This is a genomic window from Microbacterium sp. NPDC057741 (genome assembly GCF_042798735.1).
Taxonomy (GTDB): domain Bacteria; phylum Actinomycetota; class Actinomycetes; order Actinomycetales; family Microbacteriaceae; genus Microbacterium.
Genome location: NZ_JBHVJW010000007.1, coordinates 16,869 through 42,503 on the forward strand (window position 1 = coordinate 16,869; position 25,635 = coordinate 42,503).

Annotated in this window: 22 protein-coding genes; 11 read left to right on the forward strand and 11 right to left on the reverse strand. The window is 68.4% G+C overall.

Features of this window, described 5'->3' with window-relative positions; genetic code table 11:
- Positions 1-64: 64 nt before the first annotated feature.
- Both ACFVDO_RS17825 and ACFVDO_RS17830 read right to left on the reverse strand, forming a co-directional pair.
- Entirely contained in the window at positions 65-1,420 is a 1,356-nt protein-coding gene (locus tag ACFVDO_RS17825; RefSeq protein ID WP_378859723.1) for an aspartate aminotransferase family protein, read from the reverse strand.
- Positions 1,421-1,448: 28 nt separating this feature from the next.
- On the reverse strand, positions 1,449-2,948 hold the full coding sequence (locus tag ACFVDO_RS17830) for a CoA-acylating methylmalonate-semialdehyde dehydrogenase (RefSeq protein ID WP_378859724.1): 1,500 nt from the start codon (positions 2,946-2,948) through the stop codon (positions 1,449-1,451).
- 108 nt (positions 2,949-3,056) lie between these two features.
- Between ACFVDO_RS17830 and ACFVDO_RS17835 the strand changes: the two genes are divergently transcribed.
- Positions 3,057-4,568 (forward strand): PucR family transcriptional regulator ligand-binding domain-containing protein, encoded by a 1,512-nt coding sequence (locus tag ACFVDO_RS17835; RefSeq protein WP_378859725.1) that lies wholly within the window; start codon positions 3,057-3,059, stop codon positions 4,566-4,568.
- Positions 4,569-4,574: 6 nt separating this feature from the next.
- Here the strand turns inward: ACFVDO_RS17835 and ACFVDO_RS17840 are convergent, their stop codons facing one another.
- The 3 genes from ACFVDO_RS17840 to ACFVDO_RS17850 form a co-directional block, all read right to left on the reverse strand.
- Positions 4,575-4,919 (reverse strand): cupin domain-containing protein, encoded by a 345-nt coding sequence (locus ACFVDO_RS17840; protein ID WP_378859726.1) that lies wholly within the window; start codon positions 4,917-4,919, stop codon positions 4,575-4,577.
- Entirely contained in the window at positions 4,916-6,319 is a 1,404-nt protein-coding gene (locus ACFVDO_RS17845; protein ID WP_378859727.1) for an NAD(P)/FAD-dependent oxidoreductase, read from the reverse strand. The genes ACFVDO_RS17840 and ACFVDO_RS17845 overlap by 4 nt, the downstream gene beginning before the upstream one ends.
- Before the next feature lie 111 nt (positions 6,320-6,430).
- Entirely contained in the window at positions 6,431-7,102 is a 672-nt protein-coding gene (locus ACFVDO_RS17850; RefSeq protein WP_378859728.1) for a TetR/AcrR family transcriptional regulator, read from the reverse strand.
- Between the two features lie 147 nt (positions 7,103-7,249).
- On the opposite strand from ACFVDO_RS17850, the gene ACFVDO_RS17855 reads away from it, so the two are divergent.
- Genes ACFVDO_RS17855 through ACFVDO_RS17875 form a run of 5 tightly spaced genes read left to right on the forward strand, consistent with a single transcriptional unit; the run spans position 7,250 to position 14,057 of the window.
- Positions 7,250-8,941 carry an amidohydrolase gene (locus ACFVDO_RS17855; RefSeq protein WP_378859729.1) on the forward strand — a complete coding sequence of 564 codons (1,692 nt, stop codon included), beginning with the start codon at positions 7,250-7,252 and terminating at the stop codon, positions 8,939-8,941.
- Positions 8,938-10,584 carry an ABC transporter substrate-binding protein gene (locus ACFVDO_RS17860; RefSeq protein ID WP_378859730.1) on the forward strand — a complete coding sequence of 549 codons (1,647 nt, stop codon included), beginning with the start codon at positions 8,938-8,940 and terminating at the stop codon, positions 10,582-10,584. The genes ACFVDO_RS17855 and ACFVDO_RS17860 overlap by 4 nt, the downstream gene beginning before the upstream one ends.
- A 19-nt stretch (positions 10,585-10,603) precedes the next feature.
- A complete protein-coding gene (locus tag ACFVDO_RS17865; RefSeq protein ID WP_378859731.1) occupies positions 10,604-11,560 on the forward strand; it encodes an ABC transporter permease in 957 nt (318 codons plus the stop codon).
- Complete coding sequence (locus tag ACFVDO_RS17870) at positions 11,557-12,423, forward strand: ABC transporter permease (RefSeq protein ID WP_378859732.1); 867 nt, start codon at positions 11,557-11,559, stop codon at positions 12,421-12,423. Before ACFVDO_RS17865 ends, ACFVDO_RS17870 begins: the two co-directional genes overlap by 4 nt.
- Positions 12,420-14,057, forward strand: coding sequence for a dipeptide ABC transporter ATP-binding protein (locus ACFVDO_RS17875; RefSeq protein ID WP_378859733.1), 1,638 nt, complete (start codon positions 12,420-12,422; stop codon positions 14,055-14,057). Before ACFVDO_RS17870 ends, ACFVDO_RS17875 begins: the two co-directional genes overlap by 4 nt.
- 64 nt (positions 14,058-14,121) lie before the next feature.
- On the opposite strand, the gene ACFVDO_RS17880 is transcribed toward ACFVDO_RS17875, so the two are convergent.
- Positions 14,122-15,504 carry an aspartate aminotransferase family protein gene (locus ACFVDO_RS17880; protein ID WP_378859734.1) on the reverse strand — a complete coding sequence of 461 codons (1,383 nt, stop codon included), beginning with the start codon at positions 15,502-15,504 and terminating at the stop codon, positions 14,122-14,124.
- Complete coding sequence (locus ACFVDO_RS17885) at positions 15,501-15,968, reverse strand: Lrp/AsnC family transcriptional regulator (protein ID WP_378859735.1); 468 nt, start codon at positions 15,966-15,968, stop codon at positions 15,501-15,503. The genes ACFVDO_RS17880 and ACFVDO_RS17885 overlap by 4 nt, the downstream gene beginning before the upstream one ends.
- A gap of 98 nt (positions 15,969-16,066) precedes the next feature.
- On the opposite strand from ACFVDO_RS17885, the gene ACFVDO_RS17890 reads away from it, so the two are divergent.
- On the forward strand, positions 16,067-17,503 hold the full coding sequence (locus ACFVDO_RS17890; protein ID WP_378859736.1) for a gamma-aminobutyraldehyde dehydrogenase: 1,437 nt from the start codon (positions 16,067-16,069) through the stop codon (positions 17,501-17,503).
- A 12-nt stretch (positions 17,504-17,515) separates the two neighbouring features.
- Here the strand turns inward: ACFVDO_RS17890 and ACFVDO_RS17895 are convergent, their stop codons facing one another.
- Positions 17,516-18,727: an MFS transporter gene (locus ACFVDO_RS17895; protein ID WP_378859737.1), complete on the reverse strand. Its 1,212-nt coding sequence runs from the start codon at positions 18,725-18,727 to the stop codon at positions 17,516-17,518.
- Between the two features lie 329 nt (positions 18,728-19,056).
- Between ACFVDO_RS17895 and nrdH the strand changes: the two genes are divergently transcribed.
- From nrdH to nrdF, 4 genes are read left to right on the forward strand one after another with little or no spacing between them, the layout of a single operon-like run.
- Positions 19,057-19,290, forward strand: a complete 234-nt coding sequence (nrdH, locus tag ACFVDO_RS17900; protein WP_378859738.1) for a glutaredoxin-like protein NrdH — start codon at positions 19,057-19,059, stop codon at positions 19,288-19,290.
- 10 nt (positions 19,291-19,300) lie between these two features.
- Positions 19,301-19,735, forward strand: coding sequence for a class Ib ribonucleoside-diphosphate reductase assembly flavoprotein NrdI (gene nrdI / locus ACFVDO_RS17905; protein WP_378859739.1), 435 nt, complete (start codon positions 19,301-19,303; stop codon positions 19,733-19,735).
- A complete protein-coding gene (gene nrdE, locus ACFVDO_RS17910; protein ID WP_378859740.1) occupies positions 19,717-21,876 on the forward strand; it encodes a class 1b ribonucleoside-diphosphate reductase subunit alpha in 2,160 nt (719 codons plus the stop codon). The genes nrdI and nrdE overlap by 19 nt, the downstream gene beginning before the upstream one ends.
- 31 nt (positions 21,877-21,907) lie before the next feature.
- Positions 21,908-22,888 (forward strand): class 1b ribonucleoside-diphosphate reductase subunit beta, encoded by a 981-nt coding sequence (nrdF, locus tag ACFVDO_RS17915; RefSeq protein WP_378859741.1) that lies wholly within the window; start codon positions 21,908-21,910, stop codon positions 22,886-22,888.
- 237 nt (positions 22,889-23,125) lie between these two features.
- Here nrdF and ACFVDO_RS17920 read toward each other — a convergent pair whose 3' ends face one another.
- The 3 genes from ACFVDO_RS17920 to ACFVDO_RS17930 all read right to left on the reverse strand — a co-directional run bounded on the left by ACFVDO_RS17920 (position 23,126) and on the right by ACFVDO_RS17930 (position 25,621).
- A complete protein-coding gene (locus ACFVDO_RS17920) occupies positions 23,126-23,959 on the reverse strand; it encodes an alpha/beta fold hydrolase (protein WP_378859835.1) in 834 nt (277 codons plus the stop codon).
- A gap of 76 nt (positions 23,960-24,035) precedes the next feature.
- Positions 24,036-24,596: a flavin reductase family protein gene (locus ACFVDO_RS17925; protein ID WP_378859836.1), complete on the reverse strand. Its 561-nt coding sequence runs from the start codon at positions 24,594-24,596 to the stop codon at positions 24,036-24,038.
- Positions 24,593-25,621: a methionine synthase gene (locus ACFVDO_RS17930; RefSeq protein WP_378859837.1), complete on the reverse strand. Its 1,029-nt coding sequence runs from the start codon at positions 25,619-25,621 to the stop codon at positions 24,593-24,595. The genes ACFVDO_RS17925 and ACFVDO_RS17930 overlap by 4 nt, the downstream gene beginning before the upstream one ends.
- Between the last annotated feature and the right edge of the window lie 14 nt (positions 25,622-25,635).

Genomic DNA, 25,635 nt, shown 5'->3' on the forward strand with positions numbered 1-25,635 from the left:
GCTCAGGAGCCGGGGGCAGCAGAAGGGGGAGGATCCGCGGATCCTCCCCCTTCTGCTGTGCGGGTCAGGCTGTGGCGTACCCGTCCGCCACAGTGAGTGCCTCGTCGATCACGGCGAGACCGCGCACCAGGTCGTCCTCGGAGATGACCAGCGGAGGCGCGATGTGCGTGCGGTTGAAGTGCAGGAACGGCCACACGCCGCCCTCCTTCGCCGCGGCCGCGAAGGCGCCCATCGGCGCGGCATCCGCGCCTCCGGCGTTGAAGGGCACCAGAGGCTCGCGGGTCTCCTGATCGCGCACCAGCTCGATCGCCCAGAACAGTCCCAGGCCGCGGACCTCGCCGACAGACGGATGCTTCGCTGCCATCGCCTGCAGGGCCGGTTCGACGACGCGGCTGCCGAGGTCGCGCACGCGCTCCAGGATGCAGTCGCGACGGAACACCTCGAAGGTCGCGATGCCCGGGGCGCAGGCGAGCGGATGCCCGGAGTAGGTCAGCCCGCCGGGGAAGGGAGCCTCGTCGAAGTGCTTCGCGACACGGTCTGAGATCACGACGCCGCCGAGCGGCACATAACCCGAGTTCACGCCCTTCGCGAAGGTGATCAGGTCGGGCTTCGCGTCGAAGGCGTCGATCGCGAACCACTCGCCGATGCGGCCGAAGCCGACCATCACCTCGTCGGCGATGTACAGGATGCCGTGCCGGCCGCACAGCTCGCGCACGCCGTCGAGGTAGCCGGGAGGCGGGATCAGCACGCCGTTGGTGCCCACGACGGTCTCGATGATGATCGCCGCGATCGTGGACGACCCTTCGAGCAGGATGGTCTGCTCGAGGTGCTCGAGTGCGCGCTGCGACTCCTCCTCGATCGTGGTCGCGTGGAACGCCGAGCGGTACAGGTGCGGCCCGAAGAAGCGCACCGTGCCGTTGTCGCCCACGTCGTTCGCCCAGCGCCGGGGGTCTCCGGTGAGCGAGATCGCGGTCGCGGTGGAGCCGTGGTAGCTGCGGTACATCGACAGCACCTTGCGGCGGCCGGTGACCTGGCGGGCCATGCGCACGGCGTACTCGTTGGCGTCGGCGCCGCCGTTGGTGAAGAACACCTTCTCGAAGCCCTCCGGTGCCACCTCGGCGATCAGCCGCGCGAGCTCGCCGCGGACGTCGTTCGCCATCGACGGCTGGATGGTGGCCAGGCGGCCGGCCTGCTGCTGCACTGCGGCGACCAGGTCAGGGTGCTGGTGGCCGAGGTTCAGGTTCACCAGCTGGCTGGAGAAGTCCAGGTAGGTGTTCCCCTCGTAGTCCCAGAACGACGATCCCTCCCCGCCGGCGACCGGCAGCGGGTCGATCTTCGCCTGCGCGCTCCAGGAGTGGAACACGTGGGCGCGGTCGTCCGCGCGCACCTGCGCGTCGGACTGTGCGGTCTGTTCGGTCATGGCCTGCGTCCTCTTTCCTTTCAAGAGCTCAGTGGTTGCTCGGGAAGCCGAGGTCGACCTGCGCCTCGGTGTGGTCGGGCCAGCGCGTGGTGACGACCTTGGAGCGGGTGTAGAAGTGGATCGACTCGGGTCCGTAGATATGCGAGTCGCCGAACAGCGAGGCCTTCCAGCCGCCGAACGAGAACGCCCCCACAGGTACCGGGATCGGCACGTTCACGCCGACCATGCCGACCTCGACGTCGAACTCGAACTGGCGGGCGGTGCCGCCGTCACGCGTGAAGATCGCCGTGCCGTTGCCGAACTGGTGTGCGTTGATCAGCTCGACGGCCTCGGCGTAGCTGTCCACGCGGACGACGCCGAGCACCGGCCCGAAGATCTCGTCCTCGTAGAGCTTCATGCCGGGCTTCACATTGTCGATCAGGCTGATGCCGGTGAAGAACCCGTCGCCCTCGATCCGCTGCCCCGCGGCGATCCTCTCAGTGCCGTCGATCAGCACCGTGGCGCCTTCGGCCTCGGCTCCGGTGACGTAGGACTCGACGCGATCGCGGTGCTCCCGTGTGATCAGCGGACCCATCTCGTTGGCGGCGTCCGTACCGTCGCCGATGCGCAGACCCTGCACCTTCTCGGTGATCGAGGCGATCAGCGGCTCTGCGACATCGCCGACGGCGACCAGCACCGAGACGGCCATGCAGCGCTCACCGGCGGAGCCGTAGGCAGCCGAGACGGCAGCGGCGGCGGCGGAGTCGATGTCGGCGTCGGGCATGACCACCATGTGGTTCTTCGCGCCGCCGAGTGCCTGCACGCGCTTGCCGTTCGCCGAGGCGCGCTCGTAGATCGACTTCGCGATCGGGGTGGAGCCGACGAAGCTGACGGCCTTCACATCGGGGGAGTCCAGCAGCGCGTCGACGGCGGTCTTGTCGCCGTTGATGACGTTGAGCACACCGTCGGGCAGGCCCGCCTCCTGGAACGCCTTCGCCAACCAGATCGCCGCGGACGGGTCCTTCTCGCTGGGCTTGAGCACGACGGTGTTTCCGCAGGCGATCGCCGAGGCGACCATCCACAGCGGCACCATCACCGGGAAGTTGAACGGCGTGATGCAGGCGACGACGCCGACCGGCTGCTTGACCGAGTGCACGTCGACGCCGCGGGCGACCTGCTCGGCGCGCTCGCCCTTGAGCAGGTGGACGAGGCCGGCGGCGAATTCCACGTTCTCGATGCCACGGGAGACCTCGCCTGCGGCGTCGGAGAGAACCTTGCCGTGCTCGCTGGTGACGATCGCCGCGAGCTCGGGGGTGCGGTCGGCGAGGATCTGGCGCAGGCGGAAGAACACGTCGGCGCGCTTGATCAGGCTGGTCGCGCGCCAGGCGGGCAGCGCGGCCTTGGCGGCGGCGATCGCACGCTCGGTCTCCTCGGTGCCGGCGACAGCCACCTGGCGGTGCGCCTCGCCGGTCGCGGGGTTGTAGACGGGCAGCGTCGTCGCCGCCTCGGCACCCTCGGCGCCGTTGATCCAGTGGGGGATGAGAGTCATCTGCTTCTCCTGGTCGAACACTCTGACCGACGCGGATGCGCATCGGGATATCCTTAGCCTGACGCTGATCGGGAGGGGTTCATGGGCGCATATCGTCAGGATTCGGATGTGATCCGGACAGAACGTCCGGATGCCGGGGTGGTGATCACCGTCGCCGACTCGCTGGCGATCCCGGCGCTCAGGGCCGGGCATCCGGAGGTGCTCGTCGGAGGCGATGCGCTCGACGTTCCGGTGCGCTGGGCGCACATCTCCGACAGCGAGGATGCGGCGCGGATGCTGGCCGGCGGCGAGCTGCTGCTCACGACAGGCGCCGGCTGGCCCGGCGCCGACGACAGGCTGCGCGCGCTGGTGGGCGGGCTGCGCGCCGCGCGCGCCGCGGGCGTGGTGCTCGAGCTCGGCGGCCGGTTCCCGACCGTGCCGCCCGCGCTGGTGCACGCCTGCCGCGAGCACGCCCTGGCGCTGGTGGTGCTCGAGGAGGAGGTGAAGTTCGTCGCGGTCACCGAGGCGATCCACCGCCTGATCACCCAGGTGCAGTTCGACGCGCTGCAGGCCCGCCAGCAGGTGCACGACCTGTTCACCGGTCTGAGCCTGCGCGGGGCGCCCGCCGGAACCGTGGTGCGTGAAACCGCCCGCATCCTCGGCGCGCCGGTGCTGCTGCGCACCGCAGCGGACGAGACGGTCGCCTTCGCCTCCGCCGGCCGTGAGGAAGCGTCGACGCTGGACGCGTTCCGCGACGGCGAGGCGTGGGAGCGGGTCACGGTCGAGGCACGTGGCACCCGCTGGGGCAGGCTGCACGCGCATCCGGATGCCGGGCACTCGGCCGGAGTCCTGACGGTGCTGGAGAGTGCGGCGACTGCGCTCGCGCTCGGACGCCTCGCCGACGGCGACGATCGCGCCTGGGAGCGTGCGGCCAGCACCGCGCTGGTGCGCAACCTGCTCGACGAGTCGTTCGCGTCGCCCGCCGACGCACGCGCACGGCTGGAGTCCGGCGGGTTCGGGGTTCACGACCGGATGCTGCACACGCTCGTCGTGCGCGACGTGGACGCAGGGAAACTCGATGTCGTGACCGCGCCGCTGGCCGCACACGGTGCAGTGCGACAAGCCTTGGACGGACGCGACGGGATCGCGCTGGTGTCGCTGCCCGCCGGCATCCGTTCGGGTGAGATGGATGCGATGCTCGCTGTGGTCGCCGATGCGCTCGCCGCAGCGGGAACGGGAGCTGCCTGGGGACCGCGCGCCGAGGGCGTCGAGGAGCTCGCCGCATCCGTGCGCGCCGCGCGGGTACTCGCCGCGCGGGCCGAGGTCGGCACCGTCGCACGTGGCGACGGCAGGCCACTGATCCGGCTGGCGGGGGAACTGCAGGGCGACCCGCGGCTGGCCGCGCTGCGCGAGGAGCTGCTCGCCCCGCTGGAGGAGTGGGATGCCGCGCATCGCGGCGACCTGGTGGAGGTGCTGCGCGCGCTGGTCGCACACCCCACCAGCAGAACGGCCGCCGCCGCAGCATCCGGCCTGTCCCGCTCGGTCTTCTACCAGCGCCTGGAGCTGATCGCCGACCTCACCGGCGCCGATCTGGAGGACGGTGAGACCCTCGCCGCCCTCCAGATCGCGCTGCTGGTATGAGGCGGGTCAGGCGATGTAGACCTTGCGCACCGTCTCGGTGACCGTCCACGTGGTGCGCATGCCCTCTGCCAGGCGCACCACCGAGCCGGGGCCGATCGGCAGGTCGGGCAGCGCCGGGTCGTCGAAGGCGATGACCGCCACGCCCGAGAGCACGACGAACAGCTCGTCGGCCTCGATGTCGGTCGCCACCCCTGGGGTCATCTCCCAGATGCCGATCTCGCGATCGCCCCTGTCGTCGAGCACGGCGATGGCCGCAGTCGGCGCGCCCTCGACGACGGCCGCCGCGGGCAGCGCCTCATGATCGAGTTCGAGATCGGCGACCGCCGTCCCGGCCGCGGGAAGCGCGGTCACGAGTCGAAGCCCATGCCGACGGCGTCGAGCACCTTCAGCAGCGGGCCGCGGCGACCCTCGTTGTGGTCGGCGCGGTCCATCGCGGCGCGCACCATGTTCACGCCCATCGACGCGGCGGGCTCCGGCGGGAACGGGATCGGCTTCTTGCGCACCATCTCCAGCTCGGTCCGCTCGGTCTTCTCACCGGCGAGCTTGTCCAGCATCACGTCGGCGCCGAACCGCGACGCGCCGACGCCGAGCCCGGTGAATCCGGTCGCGTAGGCGACCCGGCCCTTGCGTGCGGTGCCGTAGAACGCGCAGAACCGGCTGCACGAGTCGATCGCGCCGGCCCAGCGGTGCGTGAAGCGCAGCCCCTCGAGCTGCGGGAACGTGGTGAAGAAGTGCTCCGCCAGCCGGCGGTGGCTCTCCATGCGGTCCTCGTACTCCGATCGCACCTTGCCGCCGAAGTGGTAGATCGCGTCGTAGCCGCCGAACAGGATGCGGTTGTCGGCGCTGAGGCGGTAGTAGTGGAATTGGTTGGCGCTGTCGGCCAGGCCCTGCCGGTTCGACCATCCGATGGAGGCCAGCTGCTCGGTGCTCAGCGGCTCGGTCATCAGCACGTAGTCGTACACCGGCACGGTCATCAGTGCGTTGCGCTTGAGCAGCGACGGGAACACGTTGGTCGCCAGTGCGACGTGCTCGGCGTTCACGCGACCGCCGTCGGTCACCAGGGTCATCGGGCCGGAGCCGTCGCCCTCGAGACGGGACACTCGACTCTGCTCGTAGATCTCCACACCGAGCTCGGTGGCGACACGGGCGAGCTCGAGACCGAGCTTGGCGGGATGCACCATCGCGCAGCCCTCCTTGTCCCAGGCGCCGGCGAGATAGGTGTCGGAGTGCACCTCGGCCTGCACGGCCGCGCGGTCGAGGAAGCCCTCCTCCTCGCGCAGCCACTCCACCTGATGCGGCTCGACCGCGAGGGCCAGCTGACCGGTGCGCTCGAAGTCGGCGTCGATGCCGTAGCGACGGATCGATTCCTCGATGCCGTCCAGGTTCGCAAGGCCCATCCGCTCGAGCTGCTCGATCTCGTCGGGCCAGCGGCTGAGACCGTTCTCGTGGCCGTGCGTGAGGCTCGCCTCGCAGAATCCGCCGTTGCGGCCGGTGGCCGCCCAGGCGACGCGGGATGCCTCCAGCAGCACGACCCGGCGCTGCGGGTCTCGCTCCTTGGCGCGGATCGCAGTCCACAGACCGGTGTAGCCGCCGCCGACGATCGCGAGATCGGCGTCGATCGTCGCTGTCAGGGTCGGGTGCTGCGCGCGCTGTACGTCATCGAGCCAGAACACCGCGAAGGCGGTGTCCTGCAGTGCGTGATCGACAATGGCCGGGTTCGGGCGACGGCGTTCGAAGACCGTGGTACCCATCTATATCGTCCTCTCGGGATGGCTCCGCCAAACGGCGGAATCCGTATCAGTTTCAGGAAGAAACTGTCGTCATCGTACGTGAAATGCGCGATCGCGCACGGTATTCGTATCTCAGTGGGCGGCTGCCCGCTCGGCCGACTCGATGATGGCGTCCACTCCGGCCAGGAACAGCTCGCGGTCCTCGAGTTCGGCCAGGGCGATCGCGTTCTGCGCGATCAGCGGGTACTTCCGCGGGTCGGCGAGCAGCGGACCCTCGAACCAGGGGCTCGACGAGTCGTCTTCGTCGGCGCCGCCGCGCGCACGCGCGATTCCGGATGCTCCGGACAGCATCTGTGAGGCCATCAGCGCGTAATGCCGCACGAGGTCCGCGTCGCGCAGTCCCGCCGTGTGGAACGCGTCGAGCATGAACTCGACCGCCGTGAGCTCGCCGTCTCCATGCGTGGTGAGCACGGTGGCTTCGGCGCCGATCGCGGGGAAGTGCGTGTACCACTTGAGTGTCGCCGCGGCGAGCTGGCGCAGCCGCTCCTGCCACTGCTCGCGCGGTGCACTCACGTCGGCCGCGGCGCGGGAGTCCAACTCGTCGAGCAGCGCACCCATCAGCGCATCCTTGCTGCGGAAGTGCCGGTAGATCGCCGTCGGGTCGGAGCCCAGGCGCGTGCCGAGCTCGCGCACCGAGATGCTCGCGACGCCGGTCGCTGCGAGCTCGAGGCCGGCCTCGACGATGGTCTGCGGGTCGAGGCGGGTGCGTCCCTTCGAGCGGGGGGATGCTGCTGCGTCAGTCATGGATCCTTCTCTCGTGGCTGTACCCATCGTGGCACGCGACCGGCCCAGTATGAAGCGTGGACAACGGCGTGGTCAACAGTGTTGACAATCCTTCGAGGGCTGGATAGCGTGATCGCCGGATCACCCTTCGACGAAGAAAGGTCAGCGATGACGCAGGAGATCGTCTTCCACGGCGGTGCCGTGTTCACTGGAGCCGGGGAGCCGTTGCGCGGACACGCGGTGGTGGTGCGCGACGAGCGCATCGTCGCCGTCGTCGCCGAGGAGCGCGCGTCCGAGATCGCGCCCGGCGCTCGCCGGATCGACCTGGCCGGCGCACTGCTGAGCCCCGGCTTCCAGGATGCCCATATCCACCCGGTCGGCGGCGGTATCGAGCTGCTGCAGTGCGACCTCAGCGCCGCGGAGTCTGCCGAGGAGACCGCGGCGATCATCCGCGAGTACGCCGCCGCACACCCTGATGAGGAATGGATTCTCGGCGGCGGATGGGGCATGGATCACTATCCCGGCGGCAACCCGACTCGCGACATCCTCGACGAGGCGGCGGGCGGTCGCCCTGTGCTGCTGCAGAGCCGCGACCACCACAGCACCTGGGCCAGCACCGCAGCCATCGAGCGCGCCGGCATCGCCGCCGAGACACCCGACCCGACAGACGGGCGGATCGTGCGCGAGGCCGACGGATGTCCTGCCGGAACGTTCCACGAGGGCGCGGGAGACCTCTTCGAGGACGTGCGCCCGGCGACCAGCGACGAGCTCGCGTATCGCGGGCTGCTCCGCGCTCAGGAGGAGCTCATCGCCCTCGGCATCACCGGGTGGCAGGACGCGATGGTGGGCGCCGGGGTGGCCGGCGTCGCCGACCCGTTGAGCGCGTATGAGCGCGCTCTGGACGAGGGTGAGCTGCTGGTGCACGTCACCGGCGCGCAGTGGTGGCGCCGCGACGGTGGCATCGAGCAGGTCGAGCTGATGCAGCGCAGGCGCGACGATCTCGCCGCACGCCGCCCGGACGGACGATTCACCCTCGGCACCACCAAGATCATGGTCGACGGCGTCGCCGAGAACCAGACCGCGGCGATGCTCACGCCGTACCGCGACGGACACGGTCACGACACCGCGAACCTCGGCCTGAGCTTCATCGCGCCGGACGACCTCAGGCGCTACGTCATCGCGCTCGACGCGGCCGGCCAGCAGGTGCATATGCATGCGCTCGGCGACCGCGCCGTGCGCGAGGCGCTGGACGCACTCCAGGATGCGCGCGAGGTCAACGGCTCCACCGACGGCCGGCACCACCTCGCCCACCTGCAGGTGATCGCCGAGGCCGACGTGCCGCGATTCGCGGAGCTCGGCGCGGTCGCCAACATCCAGGCGCTCTGGGCCACACACGAGGACCAGATGGACGAGCTCACCCTGCCGTTCCTGCAGGAGGGGCAGGTGGACCGCCAGTACCCGTTCGGCGACCTGGACCGCGCCGACGCCCGGTTCGCCGCGGGCAGTGACTGGCCCGTCTCCAGCGCCGCGCCGATCGATGCCGTCCACATCGCGGTCAATCGCGCCATCCCCGGTTCAGAGGTCGGCCCTCTCGGCGGCGTCGAGCAGTGCCTCGACCTGACGACAGCGATGACCGCCTACACCTCGGGCACCGCCTACGTGAACCACCGGGATCGCGACACCGGCAGCATCCGTGAGGGCTACCTCGCGAACCTCGTGATCCTCGACCCGGATCCGTTCGGTCTCCCGGCATCCGAGATCCACACGTCGCGGGTGACCGCGACCTGGATCGAAGGTCGAGAGGTCTACAGCGCAGTACCTGAAGCAGAAGCACCCGACACCCGCAGGGAGTTCTCATGACCCGTACCCGCATCGCACGGACGGTCGCCGCAGGCGCCGCTGTGCTGCTGTCCGTCGGCGTCCTCGCCGCCTGCAGCCCCGCCGGCGGCGACCCCGGCACGGACGACAAGAATCTGGACTGGAAGCTCACCACCGACACCGCTGCGCCCAAGGGCGACATCGACGAGATCAAGTGGGCGAACTACGCCGAACCGTACTCGCTGGACTACGCCTACGCGTTCGACTACGCCGACAACCAGGTGCTCGCCAACGTCTGCGAGTCGCTGCTGCGGCTGAACCCGGACTTCACTCTCACCCCGTCGCTGGCCTCGTCCTTCGAGAATCCCACTCCGCTGACCTGGGTCTACACGATCCGCGACGGTGTCACCTTCCACGACGGCACCACGATGACCGCCGATGACGTGGTCGCCTCACTGAGCAGGCACATCGACCCGGCCGTCGGCTCGTCCTGGTACTCCGTCTACCAGAACGTCGCGTCCATCAAGAAGACCGCCGCCGATCAGGTGACCGTCACCACGAAGATCCCGGACTCTCAGTTCAACCTGGCGATGGGCGGCTCGGCGGGCGTCGTCGAGTCGGCCAAGACCCTCACCGAGAAGGGCCAGGACTACGGCAACTCGACTGGTGGTGTGAACTGCACGGGTCCGTTCTCGCTCACCGAGTGGAAGTCTGGTGAGTCGATCACCCTGACCCGTTACGACGGCTACTGGAACAAGGACCTGATGGCGAAGTCCAAGACCTTCCAGTTCGTCTTCATGGGCGACTCCACCGCCCGCGTGAACGCACTGAAGTCCGGCAGCGTCGACGGCTCGTGGCAGATCCCCATCGAGGCCGTGCCCACGCTGCGCGCCTCGGGCAAGGGCGACGCACTGTTCGCGCCCAGCACCGCCGTCGGCGACATCGTGATCAGCAATCTGAAGGGACCGCTCGGCGACGTGCGCGTCCGCAAGGCGCTGCTGATGGCGATCGATCGCGAGGGGATGCTGACGGCGGCAGCCCGCGGCGTCGGCGACGTCACCGACGTGCTGACCACCAAGACGGTGTGGGGCGACGCCTCCGAGGCGGCCGTGAAGTCCGCCTTCGGCGACGTCACGCACTACGAGCACGACGTCGAGGCGGCCAAGAAGCTGATCAAGGATGCCGGTGTCGAGGGCGAGACCCTCACCTACGTCACCGCGCCGATCGGCAACGACTTCACCGTCATCTCGCAGGCCGTCTCGGCTGCGGCACAGTCCATCGGCCTGAAGGTCAAGGTGAACACGGTCAGCCCGGCGGCGTACACCGCGCTGTTCTCCGACCCGAGCGCCCGTGAGGGCGTGGACATGTTCTACACCAGCTGGTACCTGTCCAGCCCCGACGCCCTCGAGATGTACGGCGTGCTGCGCACCGGTGACTTCAGCAACTACGGCGGCTGGTCCGATCCCGAGTTCGACAAGACCGTGAACGATGCGGTCTCGACGTTCGACCCGAAGAAGCGCAGCGAGCTGACCGCCAAGGCGCAGCAGATCGCCAACGAGGAGCTGCCCTGGCTGCCGCTGTTCGAAGGCCCGATCCCGCTGTTCATGGGCGAGCGCGTGACCGGCATGCAACCGTCGATGGCGTTCCTGTACTACCCCTGGGCCGCGACGCTCGGCGCCCGCTGATCAGGAGCTCACGCTGACGATGAATGCATTCCGACGAGTCGCCGGGAAACTGGGGGGCCTCCTGCTGACGCTGTTCCTCGCGTCGCTGCTGGTGTTCTTCTCCCGGTTCCTGGTGCCCGGGGATCCGGTCGCCTTCCTCCTCCGGGGGCGCAAGCCGAGCCCGGAGGCGGTGGCGCTGGTCACCGCGCAGTACGGCCTGGACCTGCCACCCTGGCAGCAGTACATCAACTGGATCGCCGGCATCCTGCATGGCGACTTCGGCCGGTCGCTGCAGTTCCGCCAGGACGTCACGGTCGTGATCGGCGAACGCCTGCCGGTCACGCTGACCCTGGTGGTGATGGCCGGTACGATCATCGCGGTCGTGGGCCTCATCTCAGGGGGGATCGCCGCGCTGAACCGCGGGCGGCTCGCCGACCGGGCCATCCTGATCGGGCTGACCGTGCTCGGCGCCATCCCGTCGTTCGTCGGATCCATCGTGCTGATCGCGATCTTCTCGGTGCAGCTGGGCTGGTTCCCCTCTTTCGGATCGGGCGAGGGGTTCTGGGACACGATCTACCACCTGATCCTGCCGTCCACCGCCCTGGCGATCGTGTTCATCGTGCTCGTCGGCAAGGTGACCCGCTCGGCCATGGTCGAGCAGCTCGGCCGCGAGCACGTCGAGGTCGCCACCAGCCGTGGCCTGAAGCGCTGGGATGTGGTGCGACGCCATGTGCTGCGCAATTCGCTGTGGCCCATCCTCACGGTCAGCGGCGTGCTCGTCGCCGGTCTGATCGTGGCGAGCTCGATCGTCGAGGCCGCCTTCGGCCTGGCCGGCATCGGCTCGCTGCTGGTGCAGTCGGTCGACCGGCTGGACTTCCCCGTGGTGCAGGCGATCGTGCTGCTCGTGGTGACGGCGTTCGTCGTCATGAATGCGATCGTCGACATCCTCGAACCGCTGATCGACCCGCGATCGGCAGCAGGAGCAGGTGCCCGATGACCACTCCCACACCCACCCTCGCCGTGCGGCTGCTGAAGACGCCGCGCAGGCGCCGACCGCCGCTGCTGCTGACGCTGAGCGTCGTCGTGCTGGCAACGGTCACCCTCGCTGCGATCTTCGCGCCCTGGGTCGCTCCCTACGACCCGGATGCCGTGGACTTCACCGCGTTCTACGCCCCGCCGTCGATGGCGCACTGGCTCGGCACCGACGGCCTCGGCCGGGATCTGCTCAGCCGCATCATCTTCGGCGGACGCACGGCCCTGATCGGCCCGCTCGCGGTCGTGATCTTCTCGACGATCATCGGCATCCTGCTCGGACTGCTCGCCGGATGGCGTGGTGGCTGGATCGATGCGGTCCTCGGTCGCGTGTTCGACGTGCTGTTCGCCTTCCCGTCGCTGCTGATCGCGATCATGGCGGTCGCGCTGTTCGGCAAGGGGCTGCTGGCGCCGGTGATCGCGATGAGCATCGCCTATGCGCCGTTCGTGGCGCGGCTCACCCGTGCGCTGGTGACCACCGAGCGCAACCGACCATACGTGTCCGCATATCGGGTGCAGGGCTTCGGCGGCGGCTGGATCGCCACGCGGCGCGTGCTGCCGAACGTGTCGCCGATCGTCGGGGCGCAGTCCACCCTGAACTTCGGCTACGTGCTGGCCGAGCTCGCGGGCCTGTCGTTCCTGGGCCTCGGCGTCCAGCAGCCCACGGCTGACTGGGGCGCGATGATCAACGAGGCGCAGTCGGGACTGGCCGCCGGGCAGTTCCTGCCCGCGATCGCCCCGGCCGTCGTCGTGGTGCTCGTCGTCGTCGCGGTGAACATCATCGGCGAGGAACTGTCCGACCGCATCGGAGGCGAGATCCCCGCATGAACCCCACACCTTCTCAGAACGTCGCTGGCGCGCCGTCCCGAGCCTCGCGGCGCGGGGCCCCGCTCCTGAACATCGAAGACCTCACGCTCGACCTGCGCGACGGAACCAGACTGCTGCACGGCATCAGCCTGTCCGTGGCCGCCGGCGAGACCGTCGGCCTGGTGGGCGAGTCCGGATCGGGCAAGTCGCTCACCGCCAGGACCGTGCTCGGGCTGCTGCCCGATCGCGCGGTCGTCGGAGGGACCGTCTCGGTGGACGGGCGATCCCCGCTCGACCGGGATGAACTCCGGCACGTGCGCAGGCAGGACGCCGCGATGGTCTTCCAGGACCCGCGCGCAGGTATCAACCCGATGCGCACGGTCGGCGACCACGTCACCGAGGCGCTGCGACTGTGTGCAGGGCAGAGCAGGCAGCAGGCGCGCGGGCGCGCCGTCGACCTGCTGACGGAGGTGAAGCTGCCCGATCCCGAGGGGCACCTCGACCAGCATCCTCACGAGCTGTCCGGCGGAATGCTTCAGCGCGTGATGATCGCCGGCGCCCTGACAACGGGTCCGCGCCTGCTCGTCTGCGACGAGCCGACCACCGCGCTCGATGTCACCACGCAGGCCGAGATCGTCGCCGTGCTGCGCGAGCTGTGCGCGCGAGAGGGCATGGGCATGCTGTTCATCACGCACGACCTCAACCTCGCGGGCTCGCTGTGCGACCGGCTCGTCGTGATGAAGGACGGCGCTGTCGTCGAGGAAGGGCCGGCGAGGCGCGTGCTCACCCGGCCCGAAGCCGAGTACACCCGCCGCCTGGTCGCCGCGACACCGAAGCTGACCGGAGACGGCGGCGCGACAGGCGATCAGGCGCAGAGCGAGGACATGCTCGTCGTCGAGGGGGTCTCGAAGACCTATCACGTGAAGGGCCGCGGAGAGGTGCACGCAGTGCGGGACGCCCGCGTGACCGTCCCGCGCGGCGGCGCACTGGCCGTGGTCGGCGAGTCCGGTTCCGGCAAGTCCACGCTGGCCCGCATGGTGGTCGGACTGGAGCACGCCGACACCGGTGAGATCCGCATCGACGGCGTGTCGGTCACTGAGGCGCCTCGCGGCGGCGATGAGCGCCTGGCGCGCGCCCGCAAAGTGCAGATGGTGTTCCAGGACCCGTACCTGTCGCTCGATCCGCGCATCCCCGCGGGACAGGCGATCAGCGACGTGCTGCGGCTGCACCACCGGCTGGATGCCGCGGCGGCGCGGGCACGCACGCTCGAGCTGCTCACCGCCGTCGGACTGGGTGAGGAGCATCTCAGGGCCCGCGCGAAGACGCTCTCCGGCGGTCAGCGCCAGCGCGTCGCGATCGCCAGGGCGCTGGCGATCGAGCCCGATCTGCTCGTGATGGACGAGGCGACAAGCGCGCTGGACGTCTCGGTGCAGGCGCAGGTGCTCGACCTGGTCGCGCGGATCCGCGCGGAGCAGGGGCTGACCCTACTGTTCATCAGCCACGACCTGTCAGTCGTGCGCCGGGTCTGCGAGCGCACCGTCGTGATGCGCCGCGGCGAGATCGTCGAGCAGGGGCCGACTCAGGCGCTGCTGGACCAGCCGCAGCACGAGTACACCCGTCTGCTGATCGACTCGGTGCCGGTTCCCGTGGTCTGAGCGAGCGGACATATGAAAGAGCCGGACGCTGGGTGTCCCCGGCATCCGGCTCTTTCGTCGTTCCTCAGAGTCGGGCGGCCGCCTCGCCGAGCACTCCGCGCAGGATGCTGCCGATCTCACGGAACTCCGCCGGGCCGATCGTCAGCGGCGGGGCGAGCTGGATGACGGGGTCGCCGCGGTCGTCGGCGCGGCAGTACAGCCCGGCCTCGTACAGCGCGGGGGAGAGGAAGCCGCGCAGCAGTCGCTCGGACTCCTCGTCGTCGAAGGTCTCCTTGGTCGCCTTGTCCTTGACCAGCTCGATGCCGAAGAAGTAGCCCTCGCCGCGCACGTCGCCGACGATCGGCAGATCGAGCAGCGTCTCCAGCTCGGCGCGGAACAGCGGCGAGTTCTGCACGACATGCTCGTTCAGGCCCTCCTCCTCGAACAGGTCGAGGTTCTCCAGCGCGACAGCCGCAGAGACCGGATGCCCGCCGAACGTGTAGCCGTGCGGGAACATCGCGTCCCCAGCGGCGAACGGCTCGTGGATGCGGTCACTGATGATCGTCGCGCCGATCGGTGCGTACCCGCTGGTCATCGCCTTCGCGCAGGTGATCATGTCGGGCACGTAGCCGAGGCTCTCGCAGGCGAACATCGAGCCGAGGCGGCCGAACGCGCAGATCACCTCGTCCGAGACGAGCAGCACGTCGTGCCGGTCGCAGATCTCGCGCACCCGAGCGAAGTATCCGGGCGGCGGCGGGAAGCAGCCGCCGGAGTTCTGCACCGGCTCGAGGAACACCGCCGCGACGGTGTCGGCGCCCTCGAACAGGATCGCCTCCTCGATGCGGTCGGCCGCCCAGCGTCCGAAGGCCTCGATGTCATCGGAGGGCGCACCCATCTCGGCTGCGCGGTAGAAGTTCGTGTTCGGCACCCGCAGGCCCCCGGGTGTCACCGGCTCGAACATCGCCTTCATCGCCGGGATGCCGGTGACGGCGAGCGCGCCCTGGGTGGTGCCGTGGTACGCGATCGCGCGGGAGATCACCTTATGCTTGCCCGGCTTACCCTGCGTCTTCCAGTAGTGCTTCGCGAGCTTGAACGCGGTTTCGACAGCCTCACCGCCGCCGGAGGAGAAGAACACCCTGTTCAGGTCGCCCGGCGCGTAGCCGGCGAGCCGGTCGGCGAGCTCGATCGCGGCCGGGTGGGCGTACGACCAGAGCGGGAAGAATGCCAGCTCCTCGGCCTGCTTCGCGGCGGCCTCGGCGAGCCGGCGCCGGCCGTGGCCGGCGTTGACCACGAAGAGGCCGGCCAGGCCGTCGATGTACTTCCGTCCCTCAGCATCCCAGATGTGGTGGCCCTCGCCGCGGGTGATGATGGGCACCTCCGGCAGTGTGGACTGCCGGGAGAAGTGCATCCAGAGGTGGTCGCGCGCGCTCTCGCGCAGGCGCCGAGCGTCGTAGGTCGTTCCGGTCATCGGGTCCCCCAGTTGTAGAGCTGCTTGTGCAGGCGGGCGTAGACGAAGGTGTCGGTGGACAGCACCCCGGGGATGCTGCGGATGCGGCGCGCGAGCAGTTCGAGCAGATCCTCGTCGCTCTCGCACACGACCTCGGCGAGCACGTCGAAACCGCCGAGTGTGACGACGACGTAGTCGATCTCGGCGATCTCGGCGAGGGCGGCGGCGACCGCCTCGGGGTCGCCGCTGACGCGGATGCCGATCATCGCCTGGCGCAGGAAGCCGAGCTGCAGGGGATCGGTGACCGCGACGATCTGCATCACGCCGGACTCAGTCATGCGCTGCACCCGCTGGCGGACGGCGGCTTCGCTGAGCCCGACCTCGCGGCCGATGTCGGCGTACGCACGCCGGCCGTCCTCCTGGAGCAGTTCGATGATCGTCTTCGACACATCGTCGAGAACAGCGTGCTTCTGCTTCGAGGCCATGTGCTGATCCTGACACTCCAGAGCATCTCTGGCAACAGAATCCGTCGGATTCAATGCTGAGAACAACTGATCTCGTTGAATTGTCGTAGCATGAACCCATGCTGACAACGGTGTTGCGCAACGTGATCGCGGGTCGCGCCGCGGAGGTCCCCACCGAGGCGACCATGGACCTGATCGACCCGGCGACCGAAGAGGTCTACGGCCGAGCGCCCATCTCCGGCGCCGTCGAGGTCGACGCAGCCTATGCCGCCGCTGATGGCGCCTTCGCGCAGTGGCGCGATGCGACCCCGGCCGATCGGCAGCTGGCGCTGTTCCGCATCGCCGAGGAGATGAAGGAGCGTGCCGAGGAGTTCGCCGACCTCGAATCGCAGGACACCGGCAAGCCCCGTGCCAGCCTCGTGACCGACGAGATCGACCAGTCCGTCGATCAGCTGCGTTTCTTCGCGGGCGCTGCCCGCAGCCTCGAGGGGCGCGCTGCGGGGGAGTACCTCGCCGGGCACACCTCTTACGTTCGCCGCGAGCCGGTCGGTGTGATCGGTCAGGTCACGCCCTGGAACTACCCGCTGAACATGGCGGTCTGGAAGATCGGTCCCGCGCTCGCCGCCGGCAACGCGGTCGTGCTCAAGCCCGCCGAGACCACCCCGCAGAGCACGCTGCTGCTGGCTGAGGTGGTCGCGAACCACACCCCCGAGGGCCTCTTCAACGTCGTGCTCGGCGACCGCGAGACCGGACGGATGCTGGTGGAGCATCCTCGCGCCGACATGGTCGCGATCACCGGGTCGGTGCGTGCCGGCATGGAGGTCGCCAAGTCCGCGGCATCCGATCTCAAGCGCGTGCACCTCGAACTCGGCGGCAAGGCGCCGGCCGTGGTCTTCCCCGACGCCAACCTTGAGAAGGCCGTGGAGGGCATCGTCACCGGCGCGTACTTCAATGCCGGTCAGGACTGCACCGCCGCCACCCGGGTGATCGTGCACGAGAGCATCCACGACGAGTTCGTCGCTGCGCTCGTCGCCCGCACACGGACGCACGCCCGCACCGGCGGGCCGCACGAGGACGGCGTACTCTACGGCGCGGTGAGCAGTCGCGCGCAGTTGGACGGCGTCTCCGGCTTCATCGAGCGGCTGCCCGCCCACATCCGGGTGGAGACGGGCGGCGCGCGCCAGGGCGACCGTGGCTACTTCTGGGAGGCGACCATCCTCGCAGGCGTCCGTCAGGACGACGAGGTCGTGCAGCGGGAGATCTTCGGGCCGGTGCTCACCGTGCAGTCGTTCTCGGATGCGGACCAGGCACTCGCCTTCGCCAACGGAGTGCCTTTCGCGCTCGCCGCATCGGTCTGGACCCGCGACCACGCGACGGCGATGCGGTTCACCCGCGATCTGGACTTCGGATGCGTGTGGGTGAACACCCACATCCCGTTCGTGTCGGACATGCCGCACGGCGGCTTCAAGCACTCCGGCTACGGCAAGGACCTCTCGCAGTACGGCTTCGACGACTACACGCGGCTGAAGCACGTGATGTCGGCGCTGGAGGTCTGACCCGGATCCGAGTCAGACCGTCGGGATGCTCAGCGTCTCGGTGTCGGGGTGCGGGCTGGGGTCGCGGTGCCGCAGGTCGGGGAAGGCCCGCACGAAGACCACCGAGACGATGACTCCGGCGATCGCGAACAGCGTCGCCGCCAGGTACGCGCCCTGCGCGCCGCCGGAGCTGTCGACGAGGAAACCGGCGACCGCGGATCCGGCGGCGGCGCCGATGAGCTGCCCGGTGCCGGCCCAGCCGAAGGCCTCGGCGGTCTCGGAGAACTTCACGCTCGCCGTGGTGATCGCGAACAGCACGGCCAGAGCGGGCGCGATGCCGATCCCGGCGATGAGCAGTGTGCCGCCGAGCCAGAAGGCGTTCAGCATGACCATGGTCAGCGACAGGCCGACCGCGACGATCAGCAGCCGTCGCGCCATCGCCCAGGGGCCGATCGGGAGGTGCCCGAAGGACAACCCGCCGATCAGGCTGCCGACCGAGAACACGGCGAGCACCAGGCCGGCCTCGAGGCTGCCGTGCTCGAACGTGGCGACGACGCCGACCTCGACCGCGGCGCACGCCCCGATCAGCAGGAAGCCGATCATGGTCGCCAGCATGACCGGCGGCTTGAGCACGACGCGTCCGAACGCGCGTCGGCTGCGCGGGATGCGGACCCGGCCGACCTCGGGGGAGAGGATGAACCAGCCGCAGCCCACGACGAGGAACGCTGCGACCAGCAGCAGACCCTCTGTCGTGCCCACCTGCGTGGACACCAGCGTGATCACCACCGGCGCGAGGATCCAGATGATCTCCTGCAGCGACGCGTCCAGGGCGAACAGCGGCGTCAGCTGTGAGGAGTTGACCAGCTTGGGGTAGATGGTCCGCACCGCGGACTGGACCGGCGGGGTCGAGAGGCCTGCGATCAGCCCGAGGATCATGTAGCCCGGGAGGTTCAGCGGCAGCAGAGCCAGGCAGAGCACTGCGGCCACGCACACTGCGGCGGTGAGCGTGAGCACCCGGCGCATGCCCCAGGCGCCCATCCAGCGGCTCGTGACCGGTCCTGCCACCGCCTGCCCGACGGATGTCGCGGCCAGCACGAGGCCCGCCGCGCCGTACGATCCGGTCTGCTGCTCGACGTGCAGCAGGATCGCCAGTGAGGCCATGCCGTTGGGGAAGCGCGCGGTGAGCTGAGCGGCGATCATGCGCCCCACGCCCGGCGTGCGAAGTAGGTCCCGATATCCCGCCACCAGCCAACGATATCCGACACGCCGCGACACGCCGGAGCGTCCTCTCCACAGAAAATCGGATGTCGGTGACCCGGCGTAGCGTCCGGTCTGTGGATGGATTCCGATCCGGCCTCCGCGACCCGCGGGATCTCGCGGTTCGGGGCCGCCGGCGAGGGCTTCCGAACTGTGGATGGATGCGTGGAGAACCTGTGTCGAACCCGTGGAGAACGGTGGAAAACTACAGAGATGTAACTACTAGCCCTTGTGGTCGCACCCAATGTCCGTACCCATATGTAGTATTGAAGTCCCGGCGGGGGGTCTGCCGGGAAGTAACGTTTTGAGGGGAAGAGATGTCGATCACCGTCTACACCAAGCCTTCGTGCGTGCAGTGCAACGCCACCTATCGCGCGCTCGATGCCAAGGGCATCGAATACGAGGTCCACGACCTCTCCGCCGACGCCGACGCTCTCGAGCAGGTCAAGGCTCTGGGGTACCTGCAGGCACCGGTCGTCGTCACCGACGAGGACCACTGGTCGGGCTTCCGTCCCGACAAGATCGACGAGCTGGCATCCCGCCTGGCGTGATGTGACGATCATGAGCGCCGTCGCCACCGCCGCGCCGCTCCTGGTCTTCTTCTCGAGCGTCTCGGGGAACACAGCCCGCTTCATCGACAAGCTGGGCCTCCCCGCCCGCCGCATCCCGCTGCACCGACAGGACGAACCGCTCGTCATCGACGAGCCGTTCGTCCTGGTCACCCCCACCTACGGGGGTGGGCAGGGGAGCGGCGAGGAGAAGGGCGCCGTCCCGAAGCAGGTCATCCGGTTCCTCAACGATGAGCGCAACCGCAGCCTGATCAGGGGAGTGATCTCCGCGGGCAACACGAATTTCGGCGAGTCGTTCTGTCTCGCGGGCGAAATCATCAGCCGGAAGTGCCGCGTGCCGCACTTGTACCGGTTCGAACTCTTCGGCACGCAGGACGACGTCGATCGCGTGAGCGACGGATTGGAACGATGGTGGACAGCACAGTGACCGAGACGGTGGCCTTCAAGACGAACCCGGCATACGAGGGGCTCGACTATCACGCCCTGAATGCGATGCTGAATCTGTACGACGCGAACGGGAAGATCCAGTTCGACGCCGACAAGCGCGCGGCACGTGAGTACTTCCTGCAGCACGTGAACCAGAACACGGTGTTCTTCCACTCCCTCAAGGAGCGCCTGGACTACCTGGTCGAGAAGGAGTACTACGAGCCGGCGGTCATCGAGAAGTACTCGTTCGACTTCATCACGAAGCTCAACGAGTTCGCCTACGGCAAGAAGTTCCGCTTCGAGACCTTCCTCGGCGCGTTCAAGTACTACACCAGCTACACGCTGAAGACCTTCGACGGCAAGCGCTACCTCGAGCGCTTCGAGGACCGCGTCGTGATGACCGCCCTCGCGCTCGCCGACGGCGACGAGAACCTCGCGACCTCGCTGGTCGACGAGATCATCTCGGGTCGCTTCCAGCCTGCCACCCCGACCTTCCTCAACGCCGGCAAGGCGCAGCGCGGCGAGCTCGTCAGCTGCTTCCTGCTGCGCATCGAGGACAACATGGAGTCGATCGCGCGCGGCATCAACTCCGCCCTGCAGCTGTCCAAGCGCGGCGGCGGCGTGGCGCTGCTGCTCAGCAACATCCGTGAGTCCGGTGCGCCGATCAAGCAGATCGAGAACCAGTCCTCCGGCATCATCCCCGTCATGAAGCTGCTCGAAGACAGCTTCAGCTACGCCAACCAGCTCGGCGCGCGTCAGGGCGCCGGCGCGGTGTACCTCAACGCGCACCACCCCGACATCATGCGGTTCCTCGACACCAAGCGCGAGAACGCGGACGAGAAGATCCGCATCAAGACGCTGTCGCTCGGTGTCGTCGTGCCCGACATCACCTTCGAGCTGGCCAAGAACGGCGAGGACATGTACCTCTTCTCGCCGTACGACGTCGAGCGCGTCTACGGCGTGCCCTTCGGCGACATCTCGGTCACCGAGAAGTATCGCGAGATGGTCGACGACCCGCGCATCAAGAAGACCAAGATCAACGCGCGCGAGTTCTTCCAGACCCTCGCCGAGATCCAGTTCGAGTCGGGCTACCCGTACATCATGTTCGAGGACACGGTGAACAAGGCCAACCCGATCAAGGGCCGGATCAACATGTCCAACCTGTGCAGCGAGATCCTGCAGGTGAACACCCCGACCAGCTACAACGAGGACCTCTCGTACGGCCAGATCGGCAAGGACATCTCCTGCAACCTCGGTTCGATGAACATCGCCCTGGCGATGGATGCAGACGACCTCGGCAAGACCGTCGAGACGGCCATCCGGGCGCTCACCGCGGTCAGCAACCAGAGCCACATCGGCTCGGTGCGCTCGATCGAGGACGGCAACGACCGCTCGCACGCGATCGGCCTCGGCCAGATGAACCTGCACGGGTACCTCGCCCGCGAGCACGTGTTCTACGGCTCGGACGAGGGCCTGGACTTCACGAACATCTACTTCTACACGGTGCTGTTCCACGCGCTGCGGGCCTCGAACGAGCTCGCGATCGAGCGCGGCGTCGCCTTCGACGGCTTCGAGGACTCCACCTACGCATCCGGCGAGTTCTTCGACAAGTACATCGACCAGGCCTGGGTGCCCGCCACCGAGAAGGTCAAGGAGCTGTTCGCAGGCAAGCACATCCCCACGCAGGAGGACTGGGCTGCGCTGAAGGACTCGATCCAGAAGCACGGCATCTACAACCAGAACCTTCAGGCCGTGCCGCCGACCGGCTCGATCTCCTACATCAACAACTCGACCTCGTCGATCCACCCGATCGCCTCGAAGATCGAGATCCGCAAGGAGGGCAAGCTCGGCCGCGTGTACTACCCGGCGCCGTTCATGTCGAACGACAACCTGGAGTACTACCAGGACGCGTACGAGATCGGCTACGAGAAGGTCATCGACACCTACGCCGCCGCCACCCAGCACGTCGACCAGGGCCTGTCGCTGACGCTGTTCTTCAAGGACACCGCCACCACCCGCGACATCAACAAGGCCCAGATCTACGCCTGGAAGAAGGGCATCAAGACGATCTACTACATCCGGCTGCGTCAGATGGCCCTCGAGGGCACGGACATGACCGAGTGCGTCTCGTGCATGCTGTGATCGTCCGGTCCGAGAAGAACAAGGAACAAGAATGACCCCCTCTCCGAAGCTTCAGCTGGTCAGTCACGTCGACGCGATCAACTGGAACCGCATCGAGGACGACAAGGACCTCGAGGTCTGGAACCGCCTCACCGGCAACTTCTGGCTGCCCGAGAAGGTGCCGCTGTCGAACGACGTGCAGTCGTGGAACACGCTGACACCCGACGAGCAGCTGCTCACCATGCGGGTGTTCACCGGCCTCACCCTGCTCGACACGATCCAGGGCACCGTCGGCGCGGTCTCGCTGATCCCGGACGCGATCACGCCTCACGAAGAGGCGGTGTACACCAACATCGCGTTCATGGAGTCGGTGCACGCCAAGAGCTACTCCTCGATCTTCTCGACGCTCGCGTCGACGAAGGAGATCGATGAGGCGTTCCGCTGGTCGACCGAGAACCAGAATCTGCAGAAGAAGGCGCAGATCATCCTGGACTACTACCGGGGTGACGATCCGCTGAAGCGCAAGGTCGCCTCCACACTGCTGGAGTCGTTCCTGTTCTACTCGGGCTTCTACCTGCCGATCTACTGGTCGTCCAAGGCGAAGCTGACGAACACGGCCGACCTCATCCGCCTGATCATCCGCGATGAGGCCGTGCACGGCTACTACATCGGCTACAAGTACCAGAAGGGTCTCGAGCAGGAGACCCAGGAGCGTCGCGACGAGCTGAAGGACTACACCTTCTCGCTGCTGTACGAGCTCTACGACAACGAAGTGCAGTACACGCAGGACCTCTACGACGGTGTCGGCCTGACCGAGGACGTCAAGAAGTTCCTGCACTACAACGCCAACAAGGCGCTGATGAACCTCGGCTACGAGGCGATGTTCCCGTCCACCGTGACGAACGTGAACCCGGCGATCCTCTCGGCCCTGTCGCCGAACGCCGACGAGAACCACGACTTCTTCTCGGGGTCGGGCTCGTCGTACGTCATCGGCAAGGCCGAGGCCACCGAGGACGACGACTGGGACTTCTGACCCGGAGCGGTCTCATGGAGGGGGGGGTGGGGGGGGCGCCGCCCCCCCCCCCCCCGGGGGGGGCGGGGGGGCGCCGCGCGGGCCCGAGGGGAGGTGGGGGGCCGCGGGGGCCCGCGGGGCGGGTGGACCCCCCCCCCCCGGGCGCCGCCCCCGTTGACCCCGCTGGTGTCTTTCCCCCGGGGGGTGCTCTCGGGGGGGGGGGGGGGGGGCCCCCCCCCCCCCCGCCCCTCCGTCGTCTCAGCGGGTCGCGCGCTCGAGCCAGCTGCGCAGTTCCGTCGCGAGAGCGACCGGCTGGTCGAGCTGGACGAGATGCCCGGCATCCTCGATCAGCGCGAGCGACGCGTGCGGGATCGCCGAGCGCAGCCGGTGCGCCCTGTCGACGGGAATCCAGGTGTCATCCGCGCCCCAGACGATGTGCACGGGCTCGGTGATCTCGCCGTAGCGCGGCTCGACCGCGTCCGTGAATCGCTCGTCGGCCTGGGCGATCTGCCGGTAGAACGCCGCCTGCCCGGCCTGGCCGAGCCACGGTCTCAAGAGCATCGCGAGGTCGTCGTCGCGCAGGCCGCGGTGGCTCGCGCCGCGTACATACTCCTCCACCACGGCTCGATGGATGCTCGGCGGCAGCTGTGCGAACACATCCGCGTTCGCCTTCACGAGCGTGAAGAACGGCGATCCCCAGGGCGACAGCGCGACGACGTCGACCAGACACAGCGAGCGGTACTCCGCGCCGTGCAGCAGCCGCGCTCGAAGGGCGACGGCGCCGCCGAAGTCGTGCGCGACCACATGCGGCCTGTCGAGTCCCCAATGCCGCAGCAACTCGGCGAACAACTCGCCCTGCACCCCGAGATCCACCGGATGCTCCGCGGCCTTAGACGATCGTCCGTATCCGGGCATGTCCCAGAGGTACACCGTGAAGCGTTGCGCGAGCGCGGCAGCATACGGGCGCCACAGCGCCGAGGACCACGGGGTCCCATGCAGGACGATGAGTGGCGGACCCTCGCCCATGCGCTCCCAGAAGACCTCGCGTCCTCGCCAATGGAACACGTCGTTCGCGTCGCCCGTGCTGCTCATCCCGGCATCCTCGCAGGAAGCACGGACACGGGCACGGTCGCGGTGACCGCTCATCGAGAGCGATTCACGGGGCGCCTCAGTGTTCGATGCGGGAGTGCTCGCCCAGACGGTGCCACGTGCGGTTGTGGTAGACCAGCGCGTCACCTGGCACCCCGGAGTCGACGTCACGCTCGATGTGCGATTGCAGCGCGTGCGCGGCGAACACTGTGGCGGTTCCGGTATCCATGCGATTGACGACTGCGCATCGTACCCAGGCGCGCACGTCGTGGTAGACCGGCTCTCCGGTGACGAGGCGCGACCAGCGGTGCGTCTCGGCGAAGCGATCGACGCCGCTGCTCGCACCGAGCTTCGCCACGTCGATGTCGTGGGTATCCAGAAGATGAACGACGACGGTGTCGGCACGCGCGAGGACGTCGGATGCCGACGACAGCGCCGAGATCGAGAAGATCAGCAGCGGGGGATCGGCGCTCACCGATGAGACCGACGTGGCCGTCAGCGCGACGGGCCCGTCGCCGGCGTCCGCCGTGATGACGGCGACGCCGCCGGGGTGTCCGCGGAAGAGCGACTTGAACTCGTCGGGTGACAGCGAAGCGGAGAAACCGTGCCTCTGAGTCTCGAACTGCGCGATGGCGCTCATCGTGCCAGCTCCTCGCGAACGAGGTTCGCGCCTGCGCTGAGTGCGCTCAGTTTCGCGGATGCGACGTGCCGGGCGAACGGTGTCATGCCGCAGTTCGTGCTGGGGACGAGCTTGTCCGCATCGACGAACTCGAGCGCCCTGCGGAGAGTGTCGGCGACGTCCTCCGGAGTCTCGATCGTCTCGCGCGCCACGTCGATGGCGCCGAGCATGACCTTCTTGCCGCGGAGGAGCTCGATGAGCTCCATGGGGACATGGGAGTGCTGGCACTCCAGCGAGACGGTGTCGATGCGCGACTGCTGCAGGAGCGGGAACGTCTCCTCGTACTGCCGCCACTGCGACCCGAGGGTCGCCTTCCAGTCGTTGTTCGCCTTGATCCCGTAGCCGTAGCAGATGTGCACGGCCGTCTCCGCGCGCAGTCCCTCCGTCGCCCGCTCCAGCGCCGCGACGCCCCAGTCCCGCACCTCGTCGAGGAAGACGTTGAACGCCGGCTCGTCGAACTGGATGATGTCGACGCCTGCCGCCTCGAGCTCTCTCGCCTCCTGGTTGAGGATCGTCGCGAACTCCCATGCCAGCTTCTCGCGGCTCTGGTAATGGGCGTCGTAGAGAGTGTCGACCATCGTCATCGGGCCGGGAAGGGTCCACTTGATCGGGCGGTCGGTGGTCGCGCGCAGCAGCTTCGCGTCATCGACGAACACGGGCCGCTCACGCCGCACTGCACCGACCACGGTCGGCACGCTCGCGTCGTAGCGATCGCGGATGCGCACGGTCTCGCGTCGCTCGAAATCGACGCCGTCGAGATGCTCGATGAAGGTCGTGACGAAGTGCTGGCGGGTCTGCTCCCCGTCGCTGATGATGTCGATGCCACTGCGGATCTGCTCCTGCACGGCGAGGCGCAGCGCATCCCGCTTGCCCTCGAGCAGTTCGTCCCCTTCGAGCTTCCACGGGGACCACAGGGTCTCCGGCTGTGCGAGCCAGGACGGCTTCGGCAGGCTGCCGACGATCGAGGTGGGCAGGAGCGTCTGCATGGTCGAAGATCCTC

What these genes read in the sequence shown, in the direction of transcription:
- nrdH (WP_378859738.1), top strand. Translation starts at nt 19,057, where the DNA reads ATGTCGATCACCGTCTACACCAAGCCTTCGTGCGTGCAGTGCAACGCC.
- ACFVDO_RS17855 (WP_378859729.1), top strand. Translation starts at nt 7,250, where the DNA reads ATGACGCAGGAGATCGTCTTCCACGGCGGTGCCGTGTTCACTGGAGCC.
- ACFVDO_RS17825 (WP_378859723.1), bottom strand. Translation starts at nt 1,420, where the DNA reads ATGACCGAACAGACCGCACAGTCCGACGCGCAGGTGCGCGCGGACGAC.
- ACFVDO_RS17870 (WP_378859732.1), top strand. Translation starts at nt 11,557, where the DNA reads ATGACCACTCCCACACCCACCCTCGCCGTGCGGCTGCTGAAGACGCCG.
- ACFVDO_RS17860 (WP_378859730.1), top strand. Translation starts at nt 8,938, where the DNA reads ATGACCCGTACCCGCATCGCACGGACGGTCGCCGCAGGCGCCGCTGTG.
- ACFVDO_RS17925 (WP_378859836.1), bottom strand. Translation starts at nt 24,596, where the DNA reads ATGAGCGCCATCGCGCAGTTCGAGACTCAGAGGCACGGTTTCTCCGCT.
- ACFVDO_RS17865 (WP_378859731.1), top strand. Translation starts at nt 10,604, where the DNA reads ATGAATGCATTCCGACGAGTCGCCGGGAAACTGGGGGGCCTCCTGCTG.
- ACFVDO_RS17850 (WP_378859728.1), bottom strand. Translation starts at nt 7,102, where the DNA reads ATGACTGACGCAGCAGCATCCCCCCGCTCGAAGGGACGCACCCGCCTC.
- ACFVDO_RS17875 (WP_378859733.1), top strand. Translation starts at nt 12,420, where the DNA reads ATGAACCCCACACCTTCTCAGAACGTCGCTGGCGCGCCGTCCCGAGCC.
- ACFVDO_RS17885 (WP_378859735.1), bottom strand. Translation starts at nt 15,968, where the DNA reads ATGGCCTCGAAGCAGAAGCACGCTGTTCTCGACGATGTGTCGAAGACG.
- nrdE (WP_378859740.1), top strand. Translation starts at nt 19,717, where the DNA reads ATGGTGGACAGCACAGTGACCGAGACGGTGGCCTTCAAGACGAACCCG.
- ACFVDO_RS17890 (WP_378859736.1), top strand. Translation starts at nt 16,067, where the DNA reads ATGCTGACAACGGTGTTGCGCAACGTGATCGCGGGTCGCGCCGCGGAG.
- nrdF (WP_378859741.1), top strand. Translation starts at nt 21,908, where the DNA reads ATGACCCCCTCTCCGAAGCTTCAGCTGGTCAGTCACGTCGACGCGATC.
- nrdI (WP_378859739.1), top strand. Translation starts at nt 19,301, where the DNA reads ATGAGCGCCGTCGCCACCGCCGCGCCGCTCCTGGTCTTCTTCTCGAGC.
- ACFVDO_RS17845 (WP_378859727.1), bottom strand. Translation starts at nt 6,319, where the DNA reads ATGGGTACCACGGTCTTCGAACGCCGTCGCCCGAACCCGGCCATTGTC.
- ACFVDO_RS17830 (WP_378859724.1), bottom strand. Translation starts at nt 2,948, where the DNA reads ATGACTCTCATCCCCCACTGGATCAACGGCGCCGAGGGTGCCGAGGCG.
- ACFVDO_RS17880 (WP_378859734.1), bottom strand. Translation starts at nt 15,504, where the DNA reads ATGACCGGAACGACCTACGACGCTCGGCGCCTGCGCGAGAGCGCGCGC.
- ACFVDO_RS17920 (WP_378859835.1), bottom strand. Translation starts at nt 23,959, where the DNA reads ATGAGCAGCACGGGCGACGCGAACGACGTGTTCCATTGGCGAGGACGC.
- ACFVDO_RS17930 (WP_378859837.1), bottom strand. Translation starts at nt 25,621, where the DNA reads ATGCAGACGCTCCTGCCCACCTCGATCGTCGGCAGCCTGCCGAAGCCG.